Source organism: Sorangium sp. So ce362 (assembly GCF_051519845.1).
GTDB lineage: Bacteria > Myxococcota_A > Polyangia > Polyangiales > Polyangiaceae > Sorangium.
The window spans coordinates 4,408,165-4,424,684 of the sequence record NZ_CP150332.1 but is presented as its reverse complement, the minus strand read 5'-3'; the positions used below and the strand labels follow the sequence as shown (position 1 = coordinate 4,424,684).

General features: G+C 72.6%; 15 protein-coding genes. 11 read left to right on the top strand and 4 right to left on the bottom strand.

Features of this window, described 5'->3' with window-relative positions; genetic code table 11:
* Positions 1–120 precede the first annotated feature (120 nt).
* On the top strand, positions 121–1,023 hold the full coding sequence (locus WMF17_RS17150; RefSeq protein WP_437603154.1) for a LysR family transcriptional regulator: 903 nt from the start codon (positions 121–123) through the stop codon (positions 1,021–1,023).
* Between the two features lie 238 nt (positions 1,024–1,261).
* Positions 1,262–1,909, top strand: a complete 648-nt coding sequence (locus tag WMF17_RS17145; protein WP_437603153.1) for a histidine phosphatase family protein — start codon at positions 1,262–1,264, stop codon at positions 1,907–1,909.
* Here WMF17_RS17145 and WMF17_RS17140 read toward each other — a convergent pair.
* Positions 1,878–2,900: a phosphotransferase family protein gene (locus WMF17_RS17140; RefSeq protein WP_437603152.1), complete on the bottom strand. Its 1,023-nt coding sequence runs from the start codon at positions 2,898–2,900 to the stop codon at positions 1,878–1,880. The two genes, WMF17_RS17145 and WMF17_RS17140, sit on opposite strands and share 32 nt — an antisense overlap.
* 267 nt (positions 2,901–3,167) lie before the next feature.
* Here WMF17_RS17140 and nhaA point away from each other — a divergent pair, with 267 nt between their 5' ends.
* Complete coding sequence (gene nhaA, locus WMF17_RS17135; protein ID WP_437603151.1) at positions 3,168–4,574, top strand: Na+/H+ antiporter NhaA; 1,407 nt, start codon at positions 3,168–3,170, stop codon at positions 4,572–4,574.
* A gap of 31 nt (positions 4,575–4,605) precedes the next feature.
* Here the strand turns inward: nhaA and WMF17_RS17130 are convergent, their stop codons facing one another.
* Positions 4,606–6,345, bottom strand: coding sequence for a DUF389 domain-containing protein (locus tag WMF17_RS17130; protein ID WP_437603150.1), 1,740 nt, complete (start codon positions 6,343–6,345; stop codon positions 4,606–4,608).
* Between the two features lie 129 nt (positions 6,346–6,474).
* Positions 6,475–8,679, bottom strand: coding sequence for a bifunctional alpha,alpha-trehalose-phosphate synthase (UDP-forming)/trehalose-phosphatase (locus WMF17_RS17125; RefSeq protein ID WP_437650488.1), 2,205 nt, complete (start codon positions 8,677–8,679; stop codon positions 6,475–6,477).
* An 820-nt stretch (positions 8,680–9,499) separates the two neighbouring features.
* Between WMF17_RS17125 and mbhE the strand changes: the two genes are divergently transcribed.
* From mbhE to WMF17_RS17085, 8 genes are read left to right on the top strand one after another with little or no spacing between them, the layout of a single operon-like run.
* Positions 9,500–11,818: a hydrogen gas-evolving membrane-bound hydrogenase subunit E gene (mbhE, locus tag WMF17_RS17120; protein WP_437603148.1), complete on the top strand. Its 2,319-nt coding sequence runs from the start codon at positions 9,500–9,502 to the stop codon at positions 11,816–11,818.
* Positions 11,800–12,222 (top strand): MnhB domain-containing protein, encoded by a 423-nt coding sequence (locus WMF17_RS17115; RefSeq protein WP_437603147.1) that lies wholly within the window; start codon positions 11,800–11,802, stop codon positions 12,220–12,222. The genes mbhE and WMF17_RS17115 overlap by 19 nt, the downstream gene beginning before the upstream one ends.
* Positions 12,219–12,569, top strand: a complete 351-nt coding sequence (locus WMF17_RS17110) for a sodium:proton antiporter (protein WP_437603146.1) — start codon at positions 12,219–12,221, stop codon at positions 12,567–12,569. The genes WMF17_RS17115 and WMF17_RS17110 overlap by 4 nt, the downstream gene beginning before the upstream one ends.
* On the top strand, positions 12,566–14,056 hold the full coding sequence (locus WMF17_RS17105; RefSeq protein WP_437603145.1) for a proton-conducting transporter transmembrane domain-containing protein: 1,491 nt from the start codon (positions 12,566–12,568) through the stop codon (positions 14,054–14,056). The genes WMF17_RS17110 and WMF17_RS17105 overlap by 4 nt, the downstream gene beginning before the upstream one ends.
* A gap of 4 nt (positions 14,057–14,060) precedes the next feature.
* A complete protein-coding gene (locus tag WMF17_RS17100; protein WP_437603144.1) occupies positions 14,061–14,558 on the top strand; it encodes a Na+/H+ antiporter subunit E in 498 nt (165 codons plus the stop codon).
* A gap of 1 nt (position 14,559) precedes the next feature.
* Complete coding sequence (locus WMF17_RS17095) at positions 14,560–14,841, top strand: monovalent cation/H+ antiporter complex subunit F (protein ID WP_437603143.1); 282 nt, start codon at positions 14,560–14,562, stop codon at positions 14,839–14,841.
* A complete protein-coding gene (mnhG, locus tag WMF17_RS17090) occupies positions 14,831–15,205 on the top strand; it encodes a monovalent cation/H(+) antiporter subunit G (RefSeq protein ID WP_437603142.1) in 375 nt (124 codons plus the stop codon). Before WMF17_RS17095 ends, mnhG begins: the two co-directional genes overlap by 11 nt.
* Positions 15,206–15,244: 39 nt before the next feature.
* The gene (locus WMF17_RS17085) at positions 15,245–15,430 is read left to right on the top strand and encodes a hypothetical protein (RefSeq protein ID WP_437650487.1); all 186 of its coding nucleotides are present in this window, start codon (positions 15,245–15,247) and stop codon (positions 15,428–15,430) included.
* 8 nt (positions 15,431–15,438) lie between these two features.
* Here WMF17_RS17085 and gspC read toward each other — a convergent pair whose 3' ends face one another.
* The gene (gspC, locus tag WMF17_RS17080) at positions 15,439–16,401 is read right to left on the bottom strand and encodes a type II secretion system protein GspC (RefSeq protein ID WP_437603140.1); all 963 of its coding nucleotides are present in this window, start codon (positions 16,399–16,401) and stop codon (positions 15,439–15,441) included.
* Between the last annotated feature and the right edge of the window lie 119 nt (positions 16,402–16,520).

Here is a 16,520-nt window from a genome sequence, read left to right as displayed (position 1 = left end):
CGCAGCGTGTGCATGTCGTCCGTGCGCTGGACGCCATGTGACCCGCGACGACTATTTCGGCTCTCCCGCGATCTCGCCGCTGTCATCAGTCAAGCTCGAGGTTCATGCTATCTTCGGGGCATGGCGTCCCCCGATCTGAACCTGCTCATCACGCTCGACGTGCTCCTGGCAGAAGGAAGCGTGGCGCGCGCCGCTCAACGGTTGCGGCTCAGCCCCTCGGCGATGAGCCGCGCGTTGGCTCGCCTGCGAGAGACGACCGGTGATCCGCTCCTCGTCAGGGCGGGCCGCGGCCTGGTTCTGACGCCTCGAGCGCTGGCCTTGCGTGAGCGGGTTCACCAGCTCGTCGAGGACGCTGAGGCCGTGTTGCGCCCGGATCGAGTGATTGACCTGACCGGGCTCGTCCGGACCTTCGCGCTGCGGACCAGCGATGGCTTCGTGGAGAACTTCGGCCCTGACCTCCTGGCACGAATCGGCGAGGAGGCCCCGGGGGTGCGCCTCCATTTCCTTCAGAAGCCTGACAAGGACAGCACGCCCCTCCGCGACGGTCGGGTCGATCTGGAGACCGGCGTGATTGAAGCGTCCCTTGGTCCGGAGGTGCGCAGCCAAGCGTTGTTCCATGATCGGCTGGTCGGTGTCGCGCGAGCCGGGCATCCTCTGAGCGACGGCAAGGTGACCGCCAAGGCCTATGCCCAGGCGCACCACGTCATCGTCTCGCGCAGCGGCCATGAAAACGGCGCCGTCGAGCGACCGTTCCTGCCCCCCGGCCTCATCCGGAAGGTCGGAGCCATCGTCGGTGGCTTTTCAGCCGCGCTGTCGCTGGCGCGGGCTTCCGATCTGGTGGCCACGGTTCCAGATCGCCATACAGCGAGTATGCGCGATGGGATGTTCAGCTTCCGCCTTCCAGTGCCTGCGATCGGGTTCACCGTGTCCATGCTGTGGCACCCCCGAATGGACGCCGATCCGGCACACCGCTGGTTGCGAGCATGCCTTCGCGCTGTCTGCGCGTCGGAAAGCGCTGGTTAGAGCCCGTCTGGCCGCGTGCCGGGGCTCTCCGTCGCGCTGAAGACCGCTGTCGGGGCCGAGCGGAACACCGCCACAGCGCGATGAACAGCGCAGCGAGCGGGGCGGAAGCGCGCGGGCGCGAGCGCGAGCGCGCCGATCGAGCGGCCGCGGCGCCGGGATGAGCCCGTCGCGCGCGGCGCTCGATCGGGCCGCGGCTCACGCTAGCCTCCAGGCCGAGCGGCCTGCTCCCCCTCGAGCCATGCAGCCCTGCCTCCTGATCCTCGTGCGCCACGGTCGCACCGCCGGCAACCGCGGCGGTCCCGGGACGCCGATGAGCGGGTGGACCGATACGCCGCTCGACGCGCGAGGGCGGGAGGAGGCCGCGGCGCTGGGCCGCCGCCTCGCCGGAGGCCCGGCGTTCGACGCCGTGGTTGCAAGCCCGCTGAGCCGCGCGCTCGAGACGGCGCGGATCGCGGCGGGCGCGTGGGGACCGGTCCGCCCGCACGAGGGCCTGCGCGAGATCTGCTGCGGCGAGGTGGACGGCGCGCCGATCGAGGAGGTCAAGGCGCGCCACGCCGCGCTCTGGGAGGCCAACCTGCGCCAGGACGACGACGACTTTCGCTGGCCCGGGGGGGAGAGCTACCGCGAGTTTCGCGCGCGCTGCCTCGCGGCGATCGGCGCGATCGCCGCGGCGCACCCGGGGCAGCGCGTGCTCGTGGTCACGCACGCCGGCGTCATCGGGCAGATCGTCGGGGCGCTGCGCGGCGCCCCTCCCGCGCGGTGGGAGCCGTTCCGGCCGGGCAACGCCAGCCTCACGTCGCTCTCGTGGCAGGGCGAGCGCGGCGTCCTCCTGCGCTTCGACGACCGCGAGCAGGTCAGCTCCAGCGCGCGTCGGCCCGGCGGATGACGCGCAGCCAGTCCGCCGCGTTCCGGGCCGCGGCCGCGCGGGCGCTCGGCGTCGCGCCGGGATCGCTCGCCCCGCTCGCCGTCGCGAGGTGGTGCCCGAGCGCGCCGGCGAGCGCGTTGGACGCGGCCGCGAACCAGTAGGCGTCGCGCAGCGGCCGGGTCAGCGCGGGGGCGAGGCCGCGCGCCGAAAGGTAGCCGGCGAGCAACGTATCGTGGCGGCGCCGCGCCTCCGGCTCCCAGTAGCCGAGGGCCTGGAGCCACGAGCTCACGTCCTCGAGCGGCGAGCCGATCCGCGCGCGCGCCCAGTCGAGCAGCACCGGCTCCGCGAGGCCGTCGCGCCGGCGAACCATGACGTTGCCCGGGTGCACGTCGCCGTGGATCACGGCGCGGCCGAGCGGCTGGAACGCGAGGAGCTGGCGGCGCATCGCGGGCAGCGCCGCCACGACCCGCCGCAGCGCGGGCAGCGCCCGGGCGAGCGCGGGGACCTCGCCGCGGGGAAGGCGCTCGGCCAGCGAGAGGGTGCCGCGCGCCACGGCGAGGTTCTCGGCCTCGTAGTCCCACGCCGGCAGGGGGGCGCCCGGCGTCGTCTCCCCGTGGAGGCGCGCGAGCCGGTCGAGCACCCGGGCCGTGTGCCCGCTGTCGGCCCAGGGCCAGGCGTGCGCCGGCTCGATCCGCTCGAGGTAGAGCAGCCAGCGCCCGCGCCCGAGCCGCTGCACGCCGAGCAGCTCGGGCGAGAAGCGCCGCGCGACGGACCTCGAGAGCCGCCGGTAGACGGCCGCCTCGCGCGCGGCCACGCCGTCCACGAGCTTGGCGACGACCGCGACCCGGCGCGGCCCGGCGCCGCCGCGCAGCCGCGCGGTGACCAGCGCGACCTCCGAGCAGAGCCCGCCCTGGAGCGGGCGTATCTCGATGGCCGAGCCGCACACGGCGTCGCCGTGCCGCGCGACGAGAAAGGCCGTCACCGCGGCGCGATCCAGAGCATCTCGCGTCATTCCTCACCTTCCGGGTCCCACGATGCGCCGAGGACAGCTCACGATCCACACTGCGCCTCGAATCCGGTCCGCGAGCGAGAGCGACGGCGCCCGACGGCGCCGGGCAAGGCACCTGGCCCGCCCAGCCGTTGGCGCTGGATTCGTTTGCCTGGATGAGTATTCTCTCGCCCGGGTGTCGCGCCGGCGGAGCGCCGCGACAGGTCTTCACGGGACGGTCGGGCCGCCTTCCCCTTCCGCGCGCAACGTCGCGCGCGCCTTGGCGGTCCTTTGAGTCGATCCCCTTCTCAGCTTGCCCCCGGAACCTGGGCCCCTGCCCGCCGCATCGCCGAGCGCGTCCTCGGCCCGATCGAGCGCTTCCTGCACGTCGAGGCCGCCAGCGGGATCATCCTGCTGATCGCGTCCGTGCTCGCCCTCGCGTGGGCGAACTCGCCGTGGGGCGACGCCTACGAGCACCTCTGGCACATCCCGATCACGATCGGCGCCGGCTCGCTGGTGTTCACGCAGTCCCTCCACTTCTGGATCAACGAAGGGCTGATGACGATCTTCTTCTTCGTCGTCGGCCTGGAGATCCGGCGAGAGATCTACGAGGGGGAGCTCTCGGATCTCAAGCGCGCGGCGCTGCCGGTCGCGGCGGCGCTGGGCGGCATGGTCGTGCCCGCGCTCGTCTACCTGTCGCTCAACCCATCGTCGATCTCGCGGCACGGCTGGGGCGTCCCCATGGCGACCGACATCGCGTTCGCGGTGGGGGTACTGGCCTTGCTGGGCAAGCGCGTGCCCCCTGCCCTGCGCGTACTCCTGCTCGCGCTCGCGATCATCGACGACATCGGCGCCATCATCGTCATCGCGCTGTTCTACTCGTCGGGCATCGCCTGGAGCGGGCTGCTCATCGCCGGCGGCGGGGCCCTCGCGGTGCTGCTGCTCCAGCGCTTCGGCGTCCGCCCGCCCTCGGCCTACGTGATCCCCGGCGCCGTCGTCTGGTGGGGCATGCTCCGCGCCGGCGTCCACCCGACGATCGCCGGCGTCGCCGTCGGGCTGCTGACGCCGGTGCGCTCCTGGTTCGGCAGCGAGGGGTTCCTCGCCGCGGCCCGCGACGCGGTGAACCGGGTCGACGCGCTCACCCATCGCGAGAGCCACCGCACGGACGAGCTGATCGCGCCCCTCCAGCAGATCAGGAGAGCCCAGCTCGAGGCGCTGCCGCCCGTGGTCCGGCTCCAGGCGGGGCTCCACCCGTGGGTCGCTTACGGCATCATGCCGCTGTTCGCCTTCGCCAACGCCGGCGTCCGCGTCGACGGATCCTCGCTGGACCACGCGGCCGCGGGGACGATCCTGCTCGGGGTCATGCTCGGCCTGGTCGTCGGCAAGCCGATCGGCGTCCTCCTCGCGAGCTTCGCGATGGTCCGGCTCGGCGTCTGCGCCCTGCCGCGCGGCGTCGGCTGGCGCGGGATCACGGTCGTGGGCTGCGTCGCGGGCATCGGCTTCACGATGGCGATCTTCATCGCGGGCCTCGCGTTCGGCGACGCCGCGATGCTCGCCGCGGCCAAGCTCGGCGTCCTGCTCGCCTCGGCCGTGGCGGCCGTGGTGGGCCTCCTCGTCGGCAGGTTCGCGCTGTCGGAGGCCCCGACGCCCGGCGCGGCGCGGACGCTCGAAGAGGCCGAGATGTCGACGGAGCAGTAGCCGCCGCGGGCGCTCGCCCGCACGGCGGGGCTCAACGAGCGCCGGCGTCCGGCGCCGCACCGGTGTCCGCCGCGGCGCCGGCGTCGGCCGGCGCGGGCTCCGGCGGCGCGCACGGCGCGGTCGAGACGACGGCCCGCCACCGCGCGCCCTCGCCGACGTGCACCCGACCCGAGCGGAGCGCCGGCAGGGACCGGAGCGACGCGAGGACCGCCTCGAGCTCCCCGATCGGCTTCTCCTCGGGGTTCGGGGGCACCTCGACGCATCCGTGGAGCGCCTCCACGTCGTCCACCCAGGCAAGCGCGGGACGGGCTTCCTGGAGCCAGGACCACCCGCTCTCCGGCTCGGCGACGATCGGCTCGGGCGAGAGGGCGCGGTCCTGTACCGCCAGCTCCGCGCCGAGCTCGCGCGAGAGGGCGCGCCCGAGCAGGTCGGCCGCCGGGACGCCGAGCGCGGGGCCGACGTGCACGACCTCCACGACGGCCGGCTCGTTGTCCGGGAACCGGAGCCGCCACGCGACGAGCGGCCCCGCCGCGTGCGGCCACGCGCCCGCGAGCGACGCGGCGAGCTCCTTCTGGACGAGCACGAGCTCCGGCTCCTTGCGCACCACGTCGACGGGCGTCGAGCTCGCCCTGAGCGACGCCGCCACCTCCTCCAGCGCGCTCGCGTCGAGGACCGCGATCACGTCGACCTTCGGGATCATGCCCGCGACGCCAGCGATCTTGTCGCGCAGGTCGCGCTCGATCCGCTCGGCCTCGTCGGCTCGGCCGAGCGTCACCAGGCGCACGGCGACGCTGCCGTGCTCGACGGAGACGCTCGACCGCACCGTGCTCTGCGGCAGCGCGTCCAGCATGCGCACAATCGCCGTGCGGACGCGCACCTGCCACGACACCCGCGCGAGCGCCTCCCGGAGCGGGGAGTACACGGCCCCGAGGAGCGCCAGCGGCATCATCACGCGGAAGATCCACCCGTGGCGCAGCTCGAAGAAGACCTGCAGCGCGCGCGCCACGCGGCGGATCGCCCCCGGCTTCTGCTTCGCGAGCTCCGCGTGCTCGAGCTCCGCGGTGCTGACGGCGCTGTAGCCGAGGAGCAAGAAGCAGAGGATCGCGAACAGGAGGATCGCGCAGAGGTTCGCCGTGAAGAGCAGCGCGGCGCCGCTCGCGATGCTCGTCACCCGCGTGCCGATCCCGTAGCCGACAACGCAGAGCGGGGGCACGAGCGCGATGCCGATGGCCGTGCCCGCGGCGCTCGAGGTCGTCTCCGAGCCGGGCCTCACGGTGGTGTAGGCGGCCGCGATCGCGCAGAAGATCGCGATGAGCAGGTCGAGCGCCGTCGGCGAGGTGCGCGCGGCGATCTCCGACGTCACCTCGTAGAACGGCAGCATCAGCGTGAGGACCGCGGCGCTCGCCACGACCATGACGACGCTGAAGGCGACGCGCGTGAAGGAGCGCAGCGCCAGGAACGGCGAGCCGATCGCGAGGCCCATCCCGAGCTCGACGATGGGGCCCATGAGCGGCGAGATCAGCATCGCGCCGATGACGACCGCCCCGCTGCCGAGGACGAGCCCGAGCGAGGCGATGCCCATGGCGAGGAAGAGCTGGAGCCAGTACCCCGCCGCCCCCTTGGCGCTCCGCTCCAGCATGCTCCGGACGATGGCCTCGCGGGCCTCGGGCTCGATGTCGAACGCGGCGGCGATGCGGTCCTGAAGGACCGCCCACGCGTGCCGCCCGTGCGGCGCTCCGGCGGGCGTCTGATGGTCGGGATCCTGATCCATGGCGCGCCTTATAACGCGCCTCTCCGCCGCGCCCTCCCTGGGAGCGCGGGGCGCTCGCGGGCGGCGCCGCGCAGCGGGCGGCGGCGGCCAAGGTCGTCCGGCATGGGCGAGGCGCGGCGTCCGGCGCGATCAGGCGTCGTATCCGGCGTCGGATCCAGCGTGGACCGAGCGCAGGAGGCGCCGCACAGCGCCCGCGTCGGGCAGGCGGTAGGCGGCGCGGCTGCTCTGGTTGCCGACGTGGATGGTGCACGCGGACGGCGGGAGCGCCGCGAAGATGTCCTCGTCCGTGCGGTCGTCGCCGATCGCGATCACCGCCGCCCGCGCGGGGACATCGTCCAGGATGAGCGGCACCACCCTGCCCTTGTGGACGCCGCGCGGCCGGACCTCGACCACCTTCGCGCCGGCGAGGAGCTCCAGCGTGTCCATGGGGATGCGCGCCTCGAGGCGCGCGCGCAGCTCGCGCACGTGCTCGCCCGCGAGCTCGGGCTCGGCCGTGCGGTAGTGCCACGCCAGGGTCACGGTCTTCTCCTCGATGAAGCTGCCCGGGGTGCGCCGGGTGACGTCCTCCAGGATCGCCCGCACCTCGCCCTTCCACGCGGCGGCGTCCGACTCGAGCGCGACCCAGTCGTCGCTCGCCTTGGGCCGCGACCAGAAGCCGTGCTCGGCGTGCAGGTGGAGCGGCAGCGCGCCGAACCAGCGCTCGATGTCGGCGCGCCGACGGCCGCTCACGACGTGCACGCGGTCGCGCTCGGACAGCGCCGTGAGCAGCGCGAGGAGCTCCTCGTCGGGCGCGGCGAGGTCGGGCACCGACGCGAACGGGACCAGCGTGCCGTCGTAGTCGAGGATCCACACGCGCTGCGGCGCGAGGCGGACGCTCTCGACGACGCTCTCGGGCATCCCCCGGCGCGACGCCGCGGCGGCCCCCGCGGGCTCCGGCGCCGCCGCGCGGTCGAGGTCATCGAGGAACGACTGCGCCCAGGCGTGGACGTCGTGCGTGGCCACACGGCGGCGCAGCGCCGCCATCCGGACCCGCTGCTCGGCGGGCGGCATGGCGATCGCTCGCTTCACGGCGGCGGCGACCGAGCCGATGTCGTACGGGTTGACGGAGATCGCCTCCGCGAGCTCGGCCGAGGCCCCCGCGAATTCGCTCAGGATGAGGGCACCGTCGTCGTCGACCCGCGCGGCGACGTACTCCTTCGCGACGAGGTTCATGCCGTCGCGGAGCGGGGTCACCAGCATGACGTCGGCGGCGAGGTAGAGGGCGACCACCTGCTCGAACGGCAGCGAGCGGTGCATGTAGTGGATCGGCGTGGCGCACGTCGTACCGTGCTGGCCGTTGATGCGGCCGACCAGCTCGTGCACGACCCGCCGGAAGTCGGCGTACGCGCCGGCCATCTCCCGCGTGGGCACGGCGAGCTGGATGAAGCGGATCTGCTCGCGCAGCTCGGGCTCGCGCTCGAGGAGCCGCTCGATGGCGAGCAGGCGGCGCGGGATCCCCTTCGTGTAGTCGAGGCGGTCGATCCCGAGCACGATCTTGCGGCCGCGCGCCTCGGCGCGGATGCGCGCCGCCTCCTCCCGGACGCCGGGGTGGCCCGCGAGCCGCTCGATCTCGGCGGCGTCGATGCTGATGGGGTGGACCCCGAGCGCGACCGTGCGCCCGTCGTGCTCGATCGCCGCCTCGCCCGGCTCGACGCCGAGCACGTGCGCCGCCGACGCCGCGAAGTTCCTGCGGTAGCTGGCCGTGTGAAAGCCGAGCAGGTCGGCGCCGAGCAGGCCCCTCACGATCTGCTCCCGCCACGGGAGGATGCGGAAGACCTCGGCGGACGGGAACGGGACGTGGAGGAAGAAGCCGATCCGCGCCCCGGGGAGGCGCCGCCGGAGGAGCGCCGGGAGGAGCATGAGCTGGTAGTCGTGCACCCAGATCGCGTCGCCCGGCCTGTACTGCGTGGCGACGACGTCGGCGAAGTGCTCGTTGACGCGCTGGTAGGCCTCCCAGTCGAGCTCGGCGTCCAGGTTCACCTTGTCGAGCAGGTAGTGGAACAGGGGCCAGAGGACGCCGTTCGAGAAGCCGTCGTAGAAGCGGTGCTGCTCGGCGGCGCCGAGGTGCACGGGCACGGCGCGCATCCCGGCGAGCGCCTCGTCGGCGTCGTCGCGCTGCTCCGGTGTGAGGCTCGCCACGCTGCCTGGCCAGCCGACCCAGAGCGCGCAGTGGCGCTCGTGCGGGCCGCGCATGGCGGCGGCGAGGCCGCCCGAGGAGCGCGTGAGGCAGAGCGCGCCGCGGTCGACGCGCACGCTGATCGGGAGACGGTTGGAGACGATGAGCAGTCGGGACATGGAACTCCCCTCCTCTGCGGTAACGAGGCGCCGCGCGTCGGGCGCGAGGCACGGCACGGCCCTCATCCGCCGGGCGCGAGGCGCGCCGGCGCAGAGGGACGAGCCGCGAGGCCTCGTGCCGTCGAAGACGAACAGGGCGCGATGCCCACCCGGGATCGTCGCGGGCGAGCGAATACTTTGAACTCAAAACATATCGCGCGGCGTCGTGCAAGCTGATCCGGCGCGCCGGCCGACGTTGCGCGTCGATCGAGCCGCGATCGCGCCGCGCAGGAGCGTCGCGGCGCGTCGCGCGCCGGTGGAGGGCGAGGCGGGCTGTGGGCCGACAGGTCCGCGGGCCGGGCGCGCGATCGCGGTCGCTCGGGAGGGCGCGACGCCGGCGGGCCGCGCGGGCGCGCTCTCGGGGCGGCGCGGCTCGCCGGTACGAGCTGCCTGCTCGGTCGCTTGGCCAGCAACCGAGCGCGCAATCGTCGCACGCCGCACAGGCAGGCACACCTTTCGCTGCTTCACGGCAGTCCATGCCGATCGGATGCGACACCGACTTTTCTCCAGCCGCACAGCAGCTCGGAGCGCGGGTCGAGGCGCGGCTCGTCGCCGGGCTCCGGCACGTAGGGCTCGCCGGGATCGCGAGCGCCTGCCGAGCCCGCCTGATGGTGATCTCGCATCGCTCCGGAATCCGGGTCGAGAGGCTGTCCGGGCGCAGCGTCGAAGAGAGACTTCGGAGTTCGCCCCTCCCGGTGCTCGTCGCCGAGGGCGCTGATCGCCTGGTCGCGTAGCCACATGCCAAGGGGGCCATGCACCGTTCGGCAACAAGGGTTCTCGCATGCTACCGACGCTCGCATGGACCATCGCTGTTCCCTTCCTGGGCGCCGCGCTCGTGCTGTTTCTCTCGCCGCGGTGGGCTGGACGCGTCGCGCTCCTCCCCCCTGCGCTCCTGCTCGTCATCATGCTTCCGCGCTGGCCCGAGGTGTCCGCGGGCGGATCCACGACGGTCCCGATCGCGTGGATCCCCTCCCTCGGGATAACGGCGAATTTGCGCCTGGACCGCCTCGGCGCCTTCTTCGTGCTGCTCGTCGCCGGCGTGGGCCTCGGCGTCGTCCAGTACAGCCGCGTATACCTGGGACCGAAGGGCAGCCCCACTTACTGGGCGGCGCTCCTCGCGTTCATGGGGGCCATGATCGGGGTCGTCCTCTCGGACTCGCTCGTGCTCCTCTACGTCTTCTGGGAGCTGACCACCATCGCGTCCGCGCTCCTCATCGGGATGGACTTCACCGATCCGGAGGCGCGGAGCGGCGCGATCCGCGCCTTCCTGGTCACGGGCGCAGGGGGCCTCGCGATGCTCGCCGGCGTGGTGCTGCTCGGGCAGATGGCCGGCACCTACGACCTGTCCGAGCTCGCCCCGCGCGCGGGCGAGATCGTGGCGAACCCGGCCCATGTCACCGCGCTCCTCCTCCTGCTCGCCGGGGCGTTCACAAAATCGGCGCAGTTCCCGTTCCACTTCTGGCTCCCGGGCGCCATGGCCGCACCCGCGCCCGTCAGCGCCTATCTCCACTCCGCCACGATGGTGAAGGGAGGTGTCTTCTTGATAGGCCGCCTGTTCCCGGTGTTTCATGCATCCCCGGCCTGGCAACCTGTCCTCGTCACGGTGGGTCTCACCACCTTCGTCGTCGCCGGATGGGACGCCGTCCGGGCCTGGGATCTCAAGAAGCTCCTCGCGTACAGCACGGTGGCGTACCTCGGCGTGCTGACCGCGCTCTACGGCCTGTACGCGACGGCAGGGACGCGCGGTGAGCTGCTCAATATCGCGAACCACGCGCTGTACAAGTCCTCTCTGTTCTTGCTCGTCGGCTGGATGGAGAAGGTGACGGGCACACGCGATCTGTCGGTGCTGAAGGAGGAGCACTGGTTCCGGCGCGAGCCGGTCGCCGGGGTCTTGATCGGGTTCGGCGCCGCCGCCATGGCGGGCTTTCCCTTCGTGCTCGGCTTCATCAGCAAAGAGGTCCTCTACGAGGCGCTGCTCACCGTTCACTCCCCGGCCGGCGTGGCCGCGCTCGTGGTGGCCCTCGTGGGCGGGGCCTTCACCGTCGCCTATGCGCTCAAGCTCTTCGTCAGCTCGTTCTGGGGTCCCGAGATCCCGCCCGAAGATCGCGGGCATCCGAGGCACCAGCTCTCGCCCTGGCTGCTGGTCGTCCCGCTCATCCTGCTCGCCCCGCAGGTGATCGGCGGCATGGCGCCCGGGTGGCTGGGTTCCCTCCTCGAGCCCGGAGCCGAGCGGCTGGGGTGGCTGGCCGTGTGGCACCACGTGGACGCCCTCTTCGCCCTCAGCTCGATCACCATCGCGCTGGGGGTGGGCGGTTATCTCCTCTGGAGGCGGCTCGCAAAACCCCCCAGCGAGCCGGAGACACAGATCCTCTCCGACCGCATCGCCGGGGCCGTCCTCCGACTCTCGGGCTGGGCCGGTCGAGCCGCACAGGCAGGGGGGCTGCCTCGCTACCTGGCGGTGATGCTCCTGTTCGCCGCCGCCGCGTCGTGCGCCGCCGTCGCCCTGGGGGATGGGCTCTCCGCGACGAGGACGTGGGGCCCTGATCTCGGGGTCTCCTGCCTTCCGGCGCTCATGATCATCGCCGGCGCGGCGCTGACGCCCTTCGGGCGGAGCCGTATCGCCAGGATCGTGACCATGGCGGTCGCGGGGTACGGCGTCGCGGTCTTCTACATCCTCTTCCGCGCCCCCGACCTCGTGCTCACGCAGATCCTTGTCGAGACGGTCTCTCTCATCCTGCTCCTGCTCGTCTTTCGCAGGCTTCCCAGGCCAGGCCCCGACGTCCGGCCTCGCAGCACGCGCGTCGCTCACGCCGCGGTGGCCGGCACCGTCGCGGCCCTCGCGGCGGCCCTCGCCTGGAGCTCCGGTGTCCATCCTCCGAGAGCCCCTGCCGGAGCCGAGCAGCTCGCGCTGTCGCTCCCCGATGCGCACGGGAGAAACGCCGTCAACGTCATCCTCGTGGATTTCCGGGGCGCCGATACCCTCGGCGAGATCACCGTGCTCGCCGTCGCCGCGCTGGGCGTGGCGGCGCTGCGTCCCCGGCGCGCGCCGGCTCCGACGTCCAGGCATGGGGGAGGCGGGTCATGCGATCGCCCTTCCTGAGCTACGTGGCCGCAGGGGTGCTCCCGCTGATCACCGTCTTCGCGCTCTTCCTGCTGCTCCGCGGGCACGACGCGCCGGGCGGTGGCTTCATCGCCGGGCTCGTCACGACCATCGCGTTCGTCCTGGCGGCCTTGGCCTTCGGCGCGGGCACCGTGCGCGCCGCGCTCGCCCCGCTCGCTTGCCGGTTGCCCTGGCTCGGCCTCCTCGTCGCCACGGCGTCCGGGCTGCCAGCGGTCGCGCGCGGTCAGGCCTTCTTGACCCATTACCACCTGCAGATCGGCGCCGCCGATGCTCCCGGGCTCCGCCTCTCGACGACGCTGCTCTTCGACACCGGGGTCTATCTCACGGTGGTAGGCGCCGCGATCAAGGTGCTCGACACCTTCGCAGCGGAGGCGCCGCTGTGATCGGGACCGCCGCGATCGCGGCCGGGGCGCTCCTCGTTGCGGGGCTGTACCTCATGCTGTCCCGCGACGTGCAGCTCGTGGCGATCGGCTTCTTCCTGCTGTCCAACGGCGTGAACCTCTTCGTGCTGACCGCCTCGGGGATGCCCGCGAGCGCGGCGCCGCCGCTGATCCCGGAGGACGATCCGGCCGCCGCCCTCGCCCGCCCCACGGCCGATCCGCTCGCGCAGGCGTTCATCCTCACGGCGATCGTGATCGGCTTCGGAATGGCCGCCTTCCTGCTCGCGATGGCCCTCGACATCCACCGGAGGGAGGGGAGCGATGAGCCCTCCGGGAGGGACGACGCATGAACGCCACGATCGTGGTGGTCCCGGTGCTGCTGCCCCTGTTCACGGCGGTGCTCCTGGCGCTGCTCTCCGGGAGGCCGCGGCTGGAGCGGTGGCTGTCGCTCGCCAGCGGCGCCCTCCTCTTCGCGACCGCTCTGGTGATCTCCGCCCGGACGACCCGCGGTGCGATCCTCGTGCTCGCCCTCGGAGGCTGGAGCCCGCGCGTCGGCATCGTGTGGGTAACGGACTCGCTCGCCGCCCTGATGCTGCTGTTCGCGTCGATCGTCGCCCTGGCCGCGCTCGCCTACGCGCCCGGATCGCTCCGCGGCGCGCGCGAGCGGCGGTGTTTCTATCCGCTCCAGCAGCTCATGATGGCAGGGGTCAACGGCTCGCTCGTGACCGGTGATCTCTTCAACTTGTTCGTGTTCTTCGAGCTCATGCTCCTCTCGTCCTTCGCGCTGCTCGCGCTCGGCACCCGGGCGGCAGGGCAGCAGCATGCGCTCGCGTACGTGGTGATCAACCTCGTCGCCAGCGCCGTGCTCCTCGGCGGCGTGGGCGCGGTCTACGGCACGGCCGGCACCGTGAACATGGCCGAGCTCGCGGTGCGCGTCCGCGAGGGGGGCCTGCCTTCCGCGTTCTGGGGCGCGGGGGCGCTGGTGATCGTCGTCTTCATGGTCAAGGCGGCCCTGGCGCCGGTGTTCTTCTGGCTGCCCGACGCGTACCCGGAGGCATCGGCCGTGGTGAACGGCCTCTTCGCCGGGCTCCTCACCAAGGTGGGCGTCTACACGCTGTTCCGCGCCGTCCCGCTCCTGGGCGCCGCCGCGCCCGGCGGGCTCCGCCCGGCGCTCCTCATGATCGCCGCGGTCACGATGGTCATCGGGGTCGTGGGGGCGCTCGGGCGAAGCACGATGCGCGGCATCCTGTCGTTCCACATCGTGAGCCAGGTCGGCTACATGATCTTCGGGCTAGCGCTGTTCACCCCGATCGGGGTGGCAGCGGGGCTGTTCCACACGATCCACAACATGGTCGCGAAGACAGCGCTGATCTTCGCAGGGGGCGTCGTGGAGGGCATCGGAGGGCCGGGGGCGCTCGGCCACACCCGCGGGCTCGCGCGCACGCACCCATGGGTGGCCGCGGGCTTCTTCGTCCCTGCCATGTCGCTGGCCGGACTGCCCCCGCTCAGCGGGTTCTGGGGCAAGCTGCTCCTCGTCGTCGGTGGCTTCCGGGCCGGCGCCGTCGTTGCCACCACGGTAGCGCTCGTCGTCGGCCTCCTCACGCTCGCGTCGATGCTCAAGATATGGACGGCTGTCTTCTGGGGGGAGCCCACCGGCCCGCGGTCGCGCGGCGCCGGCGGCGACCGGGGCATGCTGGGCGCGACGCTCGGCCTCGGCGCGCTGACCGTGATCCTGGGCCTCGCGGCGGCGCCGCTCTTCGCGCACCTCGAGCGGACGGCGACCGCGCTCCTGGAAGCGACGCCGTACGTGGATGCGGTCCTCGTGCAGCGACGATGAGCCGATGAACCACCTCGCGTTGAACCTGCTCCTCGCGATCGTCTGGGTCCTGCTCCAGGTGGAGTTCTCTCTGAGGCGACTGATCGTGGGCTTCCTCGTGGGCTTCGGCGCGATCGCGCTCACCGAGCGCGCGCTCGGCCGGAGCCGCTACGCGCGCGCTGCGGCCGGCGTGCTCGCCCTCGCCTGGAGCTTCGTCCGGGAGCTCGTCCTCTCGAGCCTCGCGCTCGCGCGCGACATCCTCCGCCCGCGGCCCGTGTTCCATCCGGCGTTCGTCCGCCTCGACGTGCGCGACCTGAGCCCCGTGCAGACGATCCTCCTCGCCTGCCTCGTATCTCTGACGCCGGGCACGCTGACGGTCGACGTGGGCCTGGAGGAGCAGGCGCTCTACATCCACTCCCTCTACGCGCGCGATCCGGCGGAGCTGGGCAGCCGGCTGCGCCAATTCATTCGTCTCATCCAGCGCGCCGCAGGCCGCGGGCTGCCGTCATCACCGGAGGAATGACATGGGAAGCGTCGATCCGCGATCCGCCGTCCTCTTCGCCTCGCTCGTCGTGCTCGGCGCCGGCATCGGGCTCTGCACGATCCGCATCGCGCGCGGGCCGACGCACTTCGATCGATTGGTCGCGTTCGATTGCCTGCTGATGAACGTCGTCGGCGTGGCGCTCGTGGCATCGATGCTGCTCGAGACGGACGCGTTCATCGACATGGTGCTGGTGACCGTGCTGTTCGGGTTCATCGGCACCATCTCGCTGGCCGCCTACCTGGAGGGCTCCCTTGCTCGCTAGCGCGCTCGAGATCGCCGCCGCCCTGGCGGGGACGTTCTTCATGTTCGTGGCGTCGCTCGGCGTCCTGCGCCTGCCGGACTTCTATGCGCGCATTCACGCGCCGACCAAGGCGGCGACGCTCGGGCTCGCGTTCCTGCTCGCCGCGCTCGCGCTGCACTTCAGGGAGCTCGCGAGCGTGACCAAGGCGGCGCTGGCGCTGCTCTTCGTGGGCATGACCGCGCCCGTCGGCGCGCACATCGTGGCGCGGGCGGCGTACCGCAGCGGCGTGCGGGCGCCCGGCACGCTGGTCGACGACTACGGCTCTTCCGTGCGGCGCCTGCGCGACGAACGCGGGCGTGCGGCGGGTGAAAAAGAGGACGGGTGAGCCGAGCGCGCGCCGCCGCGATTGCTTTGACCTCAAACAATGAGCTGGCCCCCTCCGGACCGGCGCGAGACGATGCTCGTCAGGGACTGGGGCGACTCGGTGCCGCTGCTCGGCGCGCCGGGCGGCGACAGCCTCGACGACGTCTTCGGCCACCTGCTCGACGGCCTCCTGCGCATCACGGAGGGAGCCTCCGAGTCGGATCGCGTCGAGGTCATCGACCTGTAAGCGCAGGCTCACTGGATCCGGAGGTCGATCGTCATGTCCTTGCCGCCCCGCTGGACGGCGATCGCGAGGTTGTTCGCCGAGCGCAGCCGGGCATAGGCCTGGAGCGCGCTCTGCGGGTCGGTCAGATCGAAGCCGTTGATCGACCGGATCGTGTCCCCTTTGCGCAGGCCGACCGCGGGCAGCAGCGAGCCGTCCGTGACGCGCGCGAGGCGGACGCCGATCACCCGCTCTCCCTCCCGGACGGGGACGATCCGCGTGGAGCGCATGAGCTCACCCTGCTTCTCCAGGACCAGATCGATCGCCGTCCGGTCGACGATGAACTCGGTGTCGCTGATCTTCCGGATCTTCGACGCGATCTCGGGCGGGAGCGCGCCGCGCTTCGGCGGCTTCGGCGGCTTCGGCGGCTTCGACGGCTTCGGCGCAGCGCGGGGCGCAGGCGCGCGCCGGTTGTCGCCGATGCGGACCTGACAGCGCGCGCCCGGCTCGGCGAGCCACACGCGATCCCAGGCGATCGCGAGGACGGAGCGGCCCTCGACCGGATCGCCCGCCCGGCGGAGGAGCGGCTCCCCGCGCCCGGACGCGATCGTGGCGAAGGACCACGCGGGATCCTCCGAGGCGGCGATCAAGAGGACGCGCGCGTCCTCGCAGATCGGATCCAGCAGCGGATCTCCGTAGGTGACGGCGTCCCCGTCCTCCTCCTCCGCTTCCGGAGGCTTCGGCGTGAGGGGCCCCGTCCTCGAGTCGAACGGGTTCCGCGCGAGGATGGCCACCGCGCTTGTCGTGTGATCTCCGGCACCCAAGACGGGCCGCGGCGGCGGCGACGGCGGCAGCGACCGAGCTCCGGGCAACCCGGAGAGCAACGCTTCCTCCACGAGGTACGAGATCCCGGAAGCCTGCTGGTACGCAGCCGTCATGATCATGCCGCCGAGGAGCACCGGGAAAGTTCGCTTGATGAGGAGTTCCGGGATCACCGTCGTCTTCCAGAGCGAGTGTCCACACGAGCGCCGGTGCACCCCGCGATCCGCCAGCAGCCATGGTCCATGGATGGAGCGCGGGGGCCCGCGCGGGCGTTCCTTGCGCGCAGCGGCCC